The organism is Microcoleus sp. N9_B4 (assembly GCF_036701635.1).
Taxonomy (GTDB): Bacteria; Cyanobacteriota; Cyanobacteriia; order Cyanobacteriales; family Microcoleaceae; genus Microcoleus.
In genome coordinates this window covers 17472-29919 of sequence record NZ_JAUBRC010000030.1, presented here as the reverse complement: position 1 = coordinate 29919, position 12448 = coordinate 17472, and the positions used below count along the sequence as shown (strand labels likewise).

Here is a 12448-nt window from a genome sequence, read left to right as displayed (position 1 = left end):
CCCTACAAAATATGGTTTCGTAGGGGCGGGTTCCACCAACCATAATTGCCCCAAACAAACAATCTCAAAAACCCGCCCCCACCCAACAAACAATCATCAGTAATTGACCGGAGATGATATCAGCGGCAGCCCAAAGAATCGCGAGTAGAAATCCCAGTTTGAGAATTAATCCCACTTGCCTTTGTACACAATTCTTTAACTTGTGATCCGTCCATAATTGCGTCGGTAAAGTCAGCGCCGGTGATATCAACTCCGTCAAAAGTAGAACGCAGCAAAATTGTTTCTGCTAAAATTGCATCACTTAAATCGGCATTAGTAAATTTAACTTGATCTATCATTGCATTAGTTAAATTGGCGCCGTGCAAATTCGCCTGAGTCATCACCGAAGCGCTCATAATTGCTCCCCGCAAATCCGCATTAGAAAAATTAGTCAAATCCATATTAGCGTTAGAAAACTCCGCAGCCCGCAGCATTTGACCAGAAAAATCGCGTCTTGTCAGTTCGGCGTTGCTAAAGGACAGCGGCGGAGCGTAATATTTAGATTGAGCCTGGGCTGGCTGCGGCAGGATGAAGATAGTTAGCGCGAATAGGAATGCTGCTAGTTGCCGGAGTTTCATAAGTCTGATATTCTCGGAAGGTGGGTATTTCGTAGTGTATCCCGAACTTTGGTCGATCGACTAAACAGGTACAATCTTAATTAATAGTGATGGAGATGGAAAAAAACATATGCTAAGTTTTTTCTTAACTTGGATAGTAGCAGCGGTGTCGCTGATCATTACCGCTAACATTGTACCAGGTATTTCGGTGGTTAGCTTTCCGGCTGCGATGGTGGCTGCTGTTGTTATCGGATTGGTGAACGCGGTTGTCAGACCGATTCTTACATTGCTGACGCTGCCTTTGACCATTATTACTTTAGGTTTGTTTTTATTCGTTGTGAATGCAATTTCGCTTTCCCTGGCTTCCTGGTTGGCGGGTGCGTTCAATATCGGCTTTGCGGTTAACGGTTTTTGGCCGGCTTTGTTTGGTTCCATTGTGTTGTCATTTGTTTCTGGGTTGATTGGTCGATTTGTGAATGCCAATACTTTGTCTCAGTAATACATTATCCCAGATACTCCAGATATTCGATCGGGCAAACTGCAACCGCTACTGTTACCGCAGAACCCGCCCTAACCCCTCCTTGTGAAAGGGGGGGATTTTTGTTGCGAAATATTTGTTTAGGGACTAAAAGCCTTTCACGGGCGGGTAGGATACCCACCCCACAAGCAGATTCACTCTTGGCTTCACAGGCATCTTGCCTGTTGTTGAGAATGGTACAAGATATCTGTGCGATCGCACAAAGTGCCGCAGCTTCTGCTACGCTGGGCGTCCCGACTTGTTTGACTACAATATTTGAAGGATTGGGGACTTCTACTGAACTTAAAATGTCAGCCGCAAAGGTTTTTAACGGCCAGTTTCGGGCTTCACAAAGTTCCAGCAAGCCGACTTCACCTGCTTTAGTGTCTATTGTAGCAATACCTGCGATCGCACTTTCCGCTAAATGGTAAGCACGGCATACTTGTTTAATCGCAGTTTCGATTAATTCTCGCCCTGTTCCACGTTCACAACCTATCCCTATCCACAACACTCTCGGATGCCACTGAACCTTTGGCAAAGCAGATTCCGGCGAAAATCTTCTCTGGGTGAAACTAATCCAAATTCGGGCTTTGATAGTTGATAGATTTTCCCCCTCCCAATACAAAGAATGTTTTTCTGGCAGACTGTTTTGCCACAAAGTAGAACCCACTTCTTGAATTACTTCAACAGTTTCCCCTCTAGCCATAGCCGCCGCCACTCCAGTCCAGTCACCTTCGCCCCGCCTCCAACCGCTGGGAATGTCTAGCATATCTAAAGTAAATTCATCGCTCATTATTCAGTTATCTATTCTGTAGTTTCACTGCGACCGCAATCTGTCAAAAAATTAACACTCTGTTTATTTAAAATCATGGTAGAATTGTAGCAGAAACTACAAAAAGTCAAACATTTAAGATGGTAGAACTAAATCAGTTAGTGTTAGAGCTTGAAAGCAACCTCAAATCGGAAGGAGTGAAAAAAGAATGGAAAGAGCGCCGGCCAAGTTGGGTGAGCGATGTGGCAGCATCAGTTAACCTGACATATCTAGCAGAATTGCTAGTTGAATTGGAATCAAACTTGCAGGGAGAATCGGTTGATATTCAGTGGCAAGAGCGTCGGAACCGTTGGGTAGAAGAATGTCTGGGAGCATCAATTGTTCAAGAAGTATCAAGTTTATTGCTGGAACTTGAAACCAATATAAATTCGGAAGCTATGGCTGATGAATGGCAGCAAACTCGCGAGAATTGGGTACAGCAACTGCACAACTTTAACGAGTAGTTTCGACGAGTCCGAGCCTGTAGCTATTACGTTTTCAGGCTCTAAAATTGCCCAATGATTAATGACTAATGACAACTGACAACTGACTAATGACTAATGACTAATGACTAATGACTAATTCTTCATCTTTCTGAAAAACCCTATTCAGAAAAATATCTGCGACTCCTTCAGTCCTTTCCTGCATTTGCTGCCGAAAAGCATTCGGCTCCATAATCGTATTTTGACTGAAGGGCGCGACTGCCAACATTCCCACAAATACCTGAGCTACAATTTTCGGATTCATCTTGGGATAAACTTGTTTTTCCATCGCTGTTTCCAAATAAAGCCTCAGCCACATCGCTCATTATAAAAAACCAACACTTTCAATCAATAAAATTTGTACAAAAATAGCACAAACTGCAAACAAGACCAAATTTAATATGGTAGAACTAAACCAATTACTGTTAGAGTTTCAAGCCCACCTAAACTGGGACGCAGTGAGGGAAGAATGGAAAGAACGTCGTGACTGTTGGATGAGCGAGGTGTCAGCAGCAAGTGACGAAAAACACCTAGCCAAATTGCTAGTTGAATTAGAATCAAATTTTCAGCGAGAAGCGGTACAAAGTCTCTGGAAAATGATCCGTGAAAGTTGGGTTGAAGAATGTCATATAGCATCGACGCTGGAAGAAGTATCAAGTCTATTGCTGGAACTTGAAAGCAATACAACTTGGGAAGTAGTGACGGATGAATGGCAGGATAATCGGGAGAAGTGGGTGCAAAAGATGTACGAGTTTATAGAGTAATTGGGGATTAGTGACTGGTTATTGGTTATTGGTTATTAATTATAATCACCAATAAGTAACAACCAACAAATAACCAATAACTAATGACTCATCATTCATCTTTCTGTAAAACCCCATTCAGAAAAATATCTGCGAGTCCTTCGGCCATTTCCTGCATTTCCTGGGGTGAAGCATTCGGCTCCATAATCGTATTTTGACTGAAACCTGCCACTGCAAACATTCCCAAAAATACCTGAGCGACAATCTTCGGATTCATCTTCCGATAAACTCCTTTTTCCATCGCCGTTTCAAAAAAAGCCTCAGCAACATCGCTCATTTTTCCGATGACTTCCAACTGAATTCTGTCGCGCAAATCCGGGTGAAATTGCGCTTCCAAAAAACACACCCGCATCATGTCGCTATTCTCGCGGATATTCAGCATCCGCCGCCGCATCACCTGAGCCACTGCTTTGTAACTGCCCATCTCGCTTAATTCAGTCAGCAAATCCGTCAGCAACTCCACCCATCCTTCCGTCGCCACCTCAATCAAAATCGCTTTTTTATTATCAAAATGCCGAAATAGCGTACCCTCTGCCACCCCCGCCGCCGCTGCTAAATCGCGAGTTGTCGTGCCGTCGTATCCGCTGCGGGCAAACAACCGCTGAGCGGCTTGTAAAATCCGCTTCTTGGTTTCTGTTTCAGAAGGAGGAGACTGATTAAAAATTCGCATGGCTTTGCAATCGGTAATTTGCGACTTGGAACTACGGGCTCGGGACTGAAGGGCTAAATTAATGTTAAGTTTTAAGTTGTGCGCGGCTTTTATCCCAAACTTAAAACTCCTCGCCGGGCCTCAGACCCTTTTTGAGATTTGCTGTATCAGCCTAACATCTGCGGCGCAACAGATCGCTTATGCCTCCAAAAATCTTTATCCTGAGAAAAGAATCCCTGGCCACCGAGCACAAACATTTTTTTGTTTGACACTCCAAAATCTAAAATCTAAAATCTAAAATCGAATGACCCCGCAGTTCCAAAAACCCCGTGAAGCGAAGCTATCCCGTAGGGAATCGGCCGATCGCCAAACTCGATTCATTGCCTCCCTGCTGGCCGCTGTACTGCTGTGGTGGGGCATTTCTCCCGAAATCGCCCTCGCCCGCCCCAACCCCGCTAGCGGCTCCCAAACAGTCTCTGTTCAACCGTCGCTCGATCGAGTAATCAGCCAAGTCAGCGAATTTAAGCTCGACAACGGCATGAAATTCATCGTACTCGAAAGGCCCAGAGCGCCCGTAGCATCGTTTCTGATTCACGCCGATGTGGGTGGGGCAAACGAACCCGACGGCCAAACAGGCGTCGCTCACTATCTCGAACATTTAGCCTTCAAAGGCACGCCAAAAATCGGCACTACCGACTACCAAGCCGAAAAGCCGCTGCTAGAAAAACAAGACCAACTCTTCGAGCAAATGCAAGCAGCCAAGGCCAGCGGCAAAACGGAAGAAGTCGCCCAATTAAAAGCAGAATTTGACAAAGTTGAAGCCGAAGCTTCGCAATTTGTCAAGCGCAATGAACTCGGCAAAATAGTGGAACAAGCAGGCGGAGTCGGACTAAATGCCGCTACTTCCACCGATGCCACAATGTATTTTTACAGCCTTCCAGCTAATAAGTTAGAAATGTGGATGTCGCTGGAATCCGAGCGATTTCTAGAACCAGTATTTCGGGAATTTTACAAGGAAAAACAGGTAATTTTAGAAGAGCGCAGGCTGCGAACCGAGAATTCTCCGATCGGACAAATGGTTGAAGTTTTTGCTAACAAAGCTTTCTCTGCTCATCCCTACCGCCGCCCCGTAATTGGCTACACTGAAGACATTAAAAACCTCAGCCGCAGCGACGTGCAGAAGTTTTTCGAGACTCACTACGTCCCCAGCAAGCTGACTGTGGCAGTGGTAGGAGACGTGAAAGCTTCGGAGGTGAAGCGACTAGCTCAAATTTATTTCGGCCGTTACAAGGCTTCACCAGCGCCTCCAGAATTGGAGATTGTCGAACCTCCCCAAACGCAAACTAAGGAAGTCACGCTGCAATTAAAAACTCAACCTTGGTATTTGGAAGGATACCACAAACCGGCAATGAATCATCCCGACAATGCCATTTATGAAATGATGGGTTCTTTGCTCAGCGATGGCCGCACTTCTCGGCTTTACAAATCTTTGGTAGAAGAGCAGCAATTGGCGCTGGCTGCTCAAGGTTTCAGCGGTTATCCGGGGGAAAAGTATCCGAATTTGATGTTATTTTACGCTCAAACTGCTCCGGGCCGCACGGTTGATGAAGTAGCCTCCGCTTTGAGCAAGGAAATCGAGCGCCTGAAAACAGAGCCGGTTTCTGAGTTGGAATTGGAGCGCGTGAAAACTCAGGCGAGAGCCGATTTATTGCGATCGCTCAATTCTAATATGGGCATGGCATTTGCGCTGGTGGACTATCAAGTAAACACCGGTTCGTGGCGAAATTTGTTCAAGGAATTGGATGCGATCGCGGCTGTTACTCCCGCTGACATTCAGCGTGTCGCTCAGGCAACTTTCCGCCCGGAAAATCGCACGATTGGTAAGCTTTTGCCACTGTAAAGAAGTCAGTTGTCAGTTGGCAGTTGGCAGTTGTCAGTTGTCAGTTGGCAGTTGTCAGTTGGCAGTTGTCAGTTGGCAGTTGTTAGTTGGCAGTTGTTAGTTGTTAGTTGGCAGTTGGCAGTTGTTAGTTGGCAGTTGTTAGTTGGCAGTTGGCAGTTGTTAGTAATTAACAGTCAACAGTCAACAGCGAACAGTCAACAGTCAACAGTCAACAGCGAACAGCGAACAGTCAACACTTGTCAGAATGTATAACTTAGGAGAAAGAATGAAAAGGACTAAATTGAGACTGAAAAAAGTAAAGTTATTTCTGCTGTCGCTTTGCTTTTTTACTGTTTCACTTGGCACGTTTAATTTGTTACCTTCCTTTGCGGCGGCACCCAAACACTACGACGAATTAACATTTCCCCCGCTGGCTGAAATTAAACTGCCTAAATACACTCGCTTCGAGCTAAAAAATGGCATCCGAGTGTATCTGATGGAAGACCGGGAACTCCCGTTAGTCGGGGGAACGGCGCTATTTCGCACGGGCGATCGCTTTGAACCTGCCGATAAAATTGGATTGGGAGGTTTGACGGGAGAAGTGATGCGAACTGGTGGCACTAGCCGGCATACGGCTGATGAACTAAATCAGTTGCTAGAACAGCGAGCAGCTTCAGTAGAAACGGGGATTGATGTTAGTTCGGGCAGCGCTAATTTTAGTGCTTTAGCTGAAGATGTGGAACCCGTGTTTGACTTATTTGCGGAAGTGATTCGGGAGCCAATATTTGCTCAGGAAAAGTTAGATTTAGCGAAGAATCAGACTCAAGGTGGCATCGCCCGCCGCAATGACGATCCTAACGGTATTACCGGTCGCGAGTTTGACAAGTTAATTTACGGCGATCGCAGTCCTTACGCGCGCACGGTAGAATACAAAACCCTCGCCAATATTTCCCGCGACGATTTGGTGAGTTTCTACCAGAAATATTTCCATCCCAAGAATATGATTTTGGGTATTTCTGGCGACTTTGATACAGCTAAAATGCGATCGCTCGTCGAGCAAAAATTCGGCAACTGGCAACCGAATCAAAGTGCAGAAGTGCCGCCGTTACCAACGGTATCGCCAGCAAAGGACGGCGGCATATTTTTGGTAAATCAGCCGCAATTAAGTCAAAGTTACGTGCAGATAGGACATTTGGGCGGAATGCTCAGCAGTCCAGATTACGGTGCTTTGGACGTGATGAATGGGGTTCTCAACGGTTTCGGCGGGCGTTTGTTTAATAATGTGCGATCGCGCCAAGGCTTAGCTTATTCAGTATACGCGGCTTGGAGTCCGAGATATGACTATCCGGGGGTGTTTGTCGCTGGAGGCCAAACGCGATCGGATGCCACAGTACCGTTTATCCAGGCAATTCGCGCCGAGATCGATCGTATCCGCACCGAACCAATTACCCCGGAAGAATTAGCTTTTGCTAAAGATTCCACCCTAAATTCTTTCATTTTCAAATTTGAAAATCCCAGTCAAACTTTGTCGCGATTAATGCGCTATGAATACTACGGTTATCCCGAAGATTTCATTTTTCGCTACCGCCGCAGCATCGAAGCAGCAACAATTGCCGACGTGCAGCGCGTAGCCAAGACTTACTTGAAACCGGAAAATTTGGTAACATTAGTAGTCGGAAATACTGCCGCTATTCAACCGCCGTTATCGAGTTTGGGAACTTCGGTCAAAGTGGAATCTGTTGATATCACAATTCCCCCAGCGACTTAATTTATTTGTGATTATGAGTCGCAGATCCGTGTAAGGACACGGCAATGCCGTGTCCCTACGTTTTCCCGCACAATCCTCAACTAAAAATCAATGCTCAAAGGCGCTCTCGGAAACGGAATCACATCCCGAATATTCCCCATTCCCGTCATAAACTGTACTAACCGTTCAAATCCCAAACCAAACCCAGCGTGAGGCACAGTACCGTAGCGGCGCAAATCCAAATACCACCACAATTCCTCCTTATTCATACCCTGGGCTTCCATGCGCCGCTCCAACACATCCAGCCTTTCTTCCCGCTGCGAACCGCCGATTATTTCCCCAATATTAGGAGCCAAAACATCCATTGCTCGCACGGTTTTCTCGTCCTCATTTAAACGCATATAAAATGCTTTAATTCCGACGGGATAATCGCTGACAATTGTCGGCTTTTTAAACAAGTCCTCAGCCAAATAACGCTCGTGTTCGGACTGCAAGTCCAAGCCCCAACTTACCGGAAAATCAAACTTTTTGTCTGCTTTTTCCAAAAGTGCGATCGCCTCGGTATAAGTAATCCGCTCAAACTGATTATTAATGATATTTTCAGCAGTAGCCAAAACCGTTTTGTCAATGCGTTCGTTGAAAAACTCCATATCTTCCGGGCAACGCTCCAAAACGTATTTAAAAATATACTTTAAAAACGCCTCAGCCAAATCCATATCTCCCTGCAGATCGCAGAAAGCCATCTCCGGTTCAATCATCCAAAACTCAGCCAAATGTCGCGAAGTATTAGAATTTTCCGCTCGGAAAGTCGGGCCAAAAGTGTAAACATTTCCGAAAGCCATCGCCATAACTTCCGCTTCCAACTGGCCGCTAACTGTTAAATAAGCGCGCTTTCCAAAAAAGTCTTGAGAATAATCAACCTCTTGCGAATCAGTGCGCGGCACATTCTTTAAATCAAAATTGGTAACAGCGAACATTTCCCCCGCACCTTCGCAGTCGCTAGCAGCAATAATCGGAGTGTGAACCCACAAAAAACCGCGTTCTTGAAAAAATTGGTGTACCGCCGCCGAACAAGCATTGCGGACTCGAAAGACAGCACCGTGGGTGTTTGTGCGCGGCCGCAAATGCGCGATTGTTCGCAAAAATTCAAAGGAATGCCGCTTTTTTTGCAGCGGATAAGTTTGCGGGTCTGCATCGCCGTAAACTTGTACTTGTGAGGCTTTCAACTCAATTCGCTGTCCTTTTGCCGGAGATGCTACCAGCACTCCCGACACTTCTAAAGATGCACCTGTATTCAGTTGTTTGAGTACATTTTCAAAGTCTGGCAAATCTGAATTTATGACTACTTGCAAGTTAGCCATCGCCGAACCATCGTTGACTTCGACAAAAGCAAATTCTTTCAATTCGCGCTTAGTGCGAACCCAGCCTTGAACAGTTACAGTTTCGTCGGGTTCACCAGCGCGCAAAATTGCTGCTATTCGTTGAGTTGTCATAATATCCACTCCTGTTTATCAAACTAATAGGGGGCGGGTTTACGAGATAATTAGTTTCAGGCGATTATGGTTGGTAAAACCCGCCCCTACAAATCTTAACTTCCAATTTTAACCTGCGTAGGATTTCAAAATCCAACCGATCAAAATGCCAAGCCCTCCAAACCGAACTGCTTGCCAAAAAGGTTGTTTTATGCTTCCCCAAGAAAACAGGCTGCTTTCTAAATTCAACTCGATAGTTTCCAATTCTTGCTCAATTTCCCGCAATTCTTTTTTGAGTTGCGGCAATGGATTTTGGCGCTTGGACTGGCGGATTTCTTCGCGGCGATGGCCGAGTTCGATTTGGCGCTGTCGATCGACCTGAATTTGAGTGTACCGTTCTTTGACTGCTGCGAGCGATCGCTCAACTGCTGCGATCGCTTGAACAAACTCACTTTCTTGCTCTTCCCGATTTAACTCTGACGGCTGTTGAGGCATTTCGATCTGCAAACCCGACAATAATAAAAAAAAACCGATTTCCCATTAAGTTGTTATTATATGCAGTATATTTTCTAAATTAACGAACTCTAGCCAAATAGACATAAGTATAGCAACTTTATCGGCATTTCAAACGTTTTTAATTGCTGAAACCCTTGATTTTCTCGCATTTTCCTTCTTCCTTCTTCCTTCTTCCTTCTTCCTTCTTCCTTACCACCTATGCTTGAAACTACACAAACAACCCAAACTGTCAACCTCAACGATCTGAGTACGGTAGAACTAGCCCAAGCTCTAGCCGCGCGCCTCGCCATCCCGGAAAAAGATTGGCATCGCCTCAAAGCCAACCGTTCTGCGCGGGCCGGAGAGCAAGCCGCGGCCGCTTTGGTCTTTTTGCTCAAAAAACAGCCCGAAGAAGCTCTCCCGCGCTTAAACCAAGCTGCAGGATGGCTGGATCGATCGATATCTGCTCCTCCCTGTCCCACCCACGGCAAATAATTAGATTGCTTCGTTGTTCGTAACGCTTCGCGGTTTTGATTTGGGAGTTTTGACTTGAGTAGTCGCTCAAAACTTAGACAATCGCGCCGCTCGATCGAGCAGCGCGATTGTGAGTTCAAAAGATTTATACTTTTTTAACTCAAAACTCACATTTTGCATTATGATCAGCTATCAATAGCCAGAGCGTTCAAATTCTCACTGCAAGGTTCAGCCAGGGAACGAAAAAAATTCCAGGTCTAGCTGAGGTAAAAACTGCTGCCAAATAGCAGTTCTAGCGCAAGCGAGGCAGCCGGTAGCGACTGGGAAGTTCTTTGCACAGCCGTAACTCTGTACCTTGAGAATTCCACTCTACCCGATCGAATATTTGGTAAAGAATAAACAACCCCCTACCGCATTCCTGTTCCACATGGGGTAGTCCAGAGTTATCTGCAACGTCCTCTGCTAGGAGACTGTCGCAATCATCGGTATAAAGGTTGCAACTGCAAGGGGCATTAAAGCCAGAACCTTCATCCGATATCACCCACCAATATTGGTTTTGGACGATCGAAAAACGGACTCCAACAGTTTTACCGGGGTCTAACTTGTTTCCATGCTTAGCAGCATTTACCAAAGCTTCTTGAAGCCCCAACCGCAATTCCGCTTGCCAGTGATCCGGAAGCTCTGCTAGGAGCAGATCCAAAATAGGACAAAGGTATAGGGTAGAAGCGAAGCTAATCGTAATCCAATTGCGTCCGACGGGACGAGGTGAAATAGCAATCACTCAGAAAACTCCCTAACTGTCAGGTGGATAAAGTTCACACCCTGCATAGTTGGCTCCCTAGTATTCAAAATGCTAATTAATTGAGCGGCGCAGCTCTACTTCTATCTTAGAGTATCCAAGCAATTAAGAACAGCAAACCACGTCACAAAATATTCAGCGATTCTGAGAAACTTCTGCAGAGAACCATCAGTAATTTTACTTATAAGTTCTCCCAGCAGCGAATTTTTTGAGCTCAGCTTTTGCCAAGTAGCAACCAAACGGCTAGCTGCATCCCCGAAGCCGTCAACACCTCTTGAACAAACGATCCCCACCTGGAAAAGCTCGTAAATAACTATAAAAAAGTCGATCCCTTGACCCTCGCCAATCAGGTTTGACCCTAGCAGCCGCTGCTTTGCGCCATCGCCCAGAACTTGCTCAGCCCGCCAAACAGCAAAATCATCATACCTAGGTATGTTGCAGCCAAAACCCGATTTATTTTCCCAAATGCGATCGGGCCAAATATCTCCCATTGCTGCGCCCCTCACAAAATCAATATTCGTTACAAAACTTATTGCTTCTGAGTGCGGGCGAGCGCGAGATCCCAATTCGCCCAAATTGACCAATCCTTTGCTGGCGAAACTCCGAGGCGTTGGTCAAACTATATAAATCTGAATATCGCGATACAATAGTTAAAGTAAATAATTATTTCTTTACATTATGCAAACAACCCCAGCCATCACCGCAGCCCCCATAGCCGGCACTTACTGGCAGTGGCGGGGGCATTCAGTGTACTACGTTAGATCCAGCGATCGGCATCCAGAACGCCCTCCCCTGCTGTTAATTCACGGTTTTGGAGCATCCACAGACCACTGGCGCAAAAATATCAGCGGGCTGAGCAAAGACTTTGAAGTGTGGGCGATCGACCTTTTGGGATTCGGGCGATCGGCAAAACCCGAATTGCAGTACAGTGGCGACCTCTGGCGCGACCAACTCCACGACTTTATCACCAACATCATCGGCCGGCCCGCCGTACTAGCCGGGAACTCCCTCGGAGGCTACGCCGCCTTGTGTGTAGCAGCCCAGCGCCCCGAATCAGCAGCCGGACTCATATTAATCAACAGCGCCGGCCCCTTCAGCGAACCGCAGCCCGCACCCGAAGCCCCGCCCTTGCAAAAAGCCATATCTGCAGTAGCTAAAACCTTATTTCAGCAAGATTGGGCAAGTTTTCTGCTGTTCCAGTACGTGCGCCAGCGATCGACCATTCGGAAAACCCTAGAAAAAGTTTATCTCGACCAAAGCGCCGTCACAGACCAATTAGTAGAAGAAATATACCTTCCCTCCTGCGATCCCGGTGCCCCCAAAGTATTCGCCTCCGTATTCCGAACACCCCAAGGCGAAAAAATTGACGTATTACTTAGTCAATTAACCTGCCCGTTGCTAATGCTGTGGGGAGAAGGCGATCCGTGGATGAATTCCACAGACAGAAGCGCCAAATTTCGCAAACACTATCCGCAGTTAACAGAACACTTTATCAAAGCCGGTCACTGTCCCCACGACGAAGTACCAGAACAGATAAACGAACTGATTCGCGCATGGATAATTGATAAGGGCATTGTTGACGGTTGACGGTTGACGGTTGACGGTTGACGGTTGACGGTTGACGGTTGACTGTTAACGGTTAACTGTTGACTACTGACTACTGACTACTGACTACTGACTACTGACTAATGACTAATGACTGATGACTTAATTTAACTTTCTGG

At 46.2% G+C, this 12448-nt stretch carries 16 protein-coding genes; 8 read left to right on the top strand and 8 right to left on the bottom strand.

Translation table 11 applies throughout. From position 1 onward, the window contains the following. Window positions 1-119: 119 nt before the first annotated feature. Window positions 120-617 (bottom strand): pentapeptide repeat-containing protein, encoded by a 498-nt coding sequence (locus QUA43_RS19885; protein ID WP_333376022.1) that lies wholly within the window; start codon window positions 615-617, stop codon window positions 120-122. A gap of 109 nt (window positions 618-726) precedes the next feature. On the opposite strand from QUA43_RS19885, the gene QUA43_RS19880 reads away from it, so the two are divergent. Further along, window positions 727-1095, top strand: a complete 369-nt coding sequence (locus QUA43_RS19880; RefSeq protein WP_333083388.1) for a phage holin family protein — start codon at window positions 727-729, stop codon at window positions 1093-1095. Window positions 1096-1099: 4 nt separating this feature from the next. On the opposite strand, the gene QUA43_RS19875 is transcribed toward QUA43_RS19880, so the two are convergent. Continuing rightward, window positions 1100-1906 (bottom strand): cobalamin biosynthesis protein, encoded by an 807-nt coding sequence (locus QUA43_RS19875; RefSeq protein WP_333376021.1) that lies wholly within the window; start codon window positions 1904-1906, stop codon window positions 1100-1102. A 119-nt stretch (window positions 1907-2025) separates the two neighbouring features. Here QUA43_RS19875 and QUA43_RS19870 point away from each other — a divergent pair, with 119 nt between their 5' ends. Next, window positions 2026-2388: a hypothetical protein gene (locus QUA43_RS19870; RefSeq protein WP_333376020.1), complete on the top strand. Its 363-nt coding sequence runs from the start codon at window positions 2026-2028 to the stop codon at window positions 2386-2388. Between the two features lie 100 nt (window positions 2389-2488). Here QUA43_RS19870 and QUA43_RS19865 read toward each other — a convergent pair whose 3' ends face one another. Further along, window positions 2489-2695, bottom strand: a complete 207-nt coding sequence (locus tag QUA43_RS19865; RefSeq protein WP_333376019.1) for a hypothetical protein — start codon at window positions 2693-2695, stop codon at window positions 2489-2491. Between the two features lie 112 nt (window positions 2696-2807). On the opposite strand from QUA43_RS19865, the gene QUA43_RS19860 reads away from it, so the two are divergent. Continuing rightward, window positions 2808-3170 carry a hypothetical protein gene (locus QUA43_RS19860; RefSeq protein WP_333376018.1) on the top strand — a complete coding sequence of 121 codons (363 nt, stop codon included), beginning with the start codon at window positions 2808-2810 and terminating at the stop codon, window positions 3168-3170. Window positions 3171-3261: 91 nt separating this feature from the next. On the opposite strand, the gene QUA43_RS19855 is transcribed toward QUA43_RS19860, so the two are convergent. Beyond that, a complete protein-coding gene (locus tag QUA43_RS19855; RefSeq protein WP_333056383.1) occupies window positions 3262-3879 on the bottom strand; it encodes a helix-turn-helix domain-containing protein in 618 nt (205 codons plus the stop codon). A 283-nt stretch (window positions 3880-4162) separates the two neighbouring features. Between QUA43_RS19855 and QUA43_RS19850 the strand changes: the two genes are divergently transcribed. From QUA43_RS19850 to QUA43_RS19840, 3 genes are read left to right on the top strand one after another with little or no spacing between them, the layout of a single operon-like run. After that, complete coding sequence (locus tag QUA43_RS19850) at window positions 4163-5758, top strand: pitrilysin family protein (RefSeq protein WP_333376017.1); 1596 nt, start codon at window positions 4163-4165, stop codon at window positions 5756-5758. A 9-nt stretch (window positions 5759-5767) separates the two neighbouring features. Next, window positions 5768-6010, top strand: a complete 243-nt coding sequence (locus tag QUA43_RS19845) for a hypothetical protein (RefSeq protein ID WP_333376016.1) — start codon at window positions 5768-5770, stop codon at window positions 6008-6010. A 13-nt stretch (window positions 6011-6023) separates the two neighbouring features. Beyond that, window positions 6024-7505 carry a pitrilysin family protein gene (locus QUA43_RS19840; RefSeq protein ID WP_333376015.1) on the top strand — a complete coding sequence of 494 codons (1482 nt, stop codon included), beginning with the start codon at window positions 6024-6026 and terminating at the stop codon, window positions 7503-7505. A gap of 80 nt (window positions 7506-7585) precedes the next feature. Here the strand turns inward: QUA43_RS19840 and asnS are convergent, their stop codons facing one another. Together asnS and QUA43_RS19830 are read right to left on the bottom strand one after the other, a co-directional pair. Then, the gene (gene asnS / locus QUA43_RS19835) at window positions 7586-8977 is read right to left on the bottom strand and encodes an asparagine--tRNA ligase (protein ID WP_333376014.1); all 1392 of its coding nucleotides are present in this window, start codon (window positions 8975-8977) and stop codon (window positions 7586-7588) included. 108 nt (window positions 8978-9085) lie between these two features. After that, window positions 9086-9451, bottom strand: coding sequence for a DUF2203 domain-containing protein (locus QUA43_RS19830; protein WP_333376013.1), 366 nt, complete (start codon window positions 9449-9451; stop codon window positions 9086-9088). 219 nt (window positions 9452-9670) lie between these two features. Here QUA43_RS19830 and QUA43_RS19825 point away from each other — a divergent pair, with 219 nt between their 5' ends. Next, window positions 9671-9946, top strand: coding sequence for a DUF6439 family protein (locus tag QUA43_RS19825; protein WP_333376012.1), 276 nt, complete (start codon window positions 9671-9673; stop codon window positions 9944-9946). A 271-nt stretch (window positions 9947-10217) separates the two neighbouring features. On the opposite strand, the gene QUA43_RS19820 is transcribed toward QUA43_RS19825, so the two are convergent. Together QUA43_RS19820 and QUA43_RS19815 are read right to left on the bottom strand one after the other, a co-directional pair. Further along, a complete protein-coding gene (locus QUA43_RS19820; RefSeq protein ID WP_333376011.1) occupies window positions 10218-10706 on the bottom strand; it encodes an anti-sigma regulatory factor in 489 nt (162 codons plus the stop codon). 101 nt (window positions 10707-10807) lie between these two features. Next, on the bottom strand, window positions 10808-11308 hold the full coding sequence (locus tag QUA43_RS19815) for a hypothetical protein (RefSeq protein WP_333376010.1): 501 nt from the start codon (window positions 11306-11308) through the stop codon (window positions 10808-10810). A gap of 94 nt (window positions 11309-11402) precedes the next feature. Between QUA43_RS19815 and QUA43_RS19810 the strand changes: the two genes are divergently transcribed. Then, complete coding sequence (locus QUA43_RS19810) at window positions 11403-12311, top strand: alpha/beta fold hydrolase (protein WP_333376009.1); 909 nt, start codon at window positions 11403-11405, stop codon at window positions 12309-12311. Window positions 12312-12448: the final 137 nt, after the last annotated feature.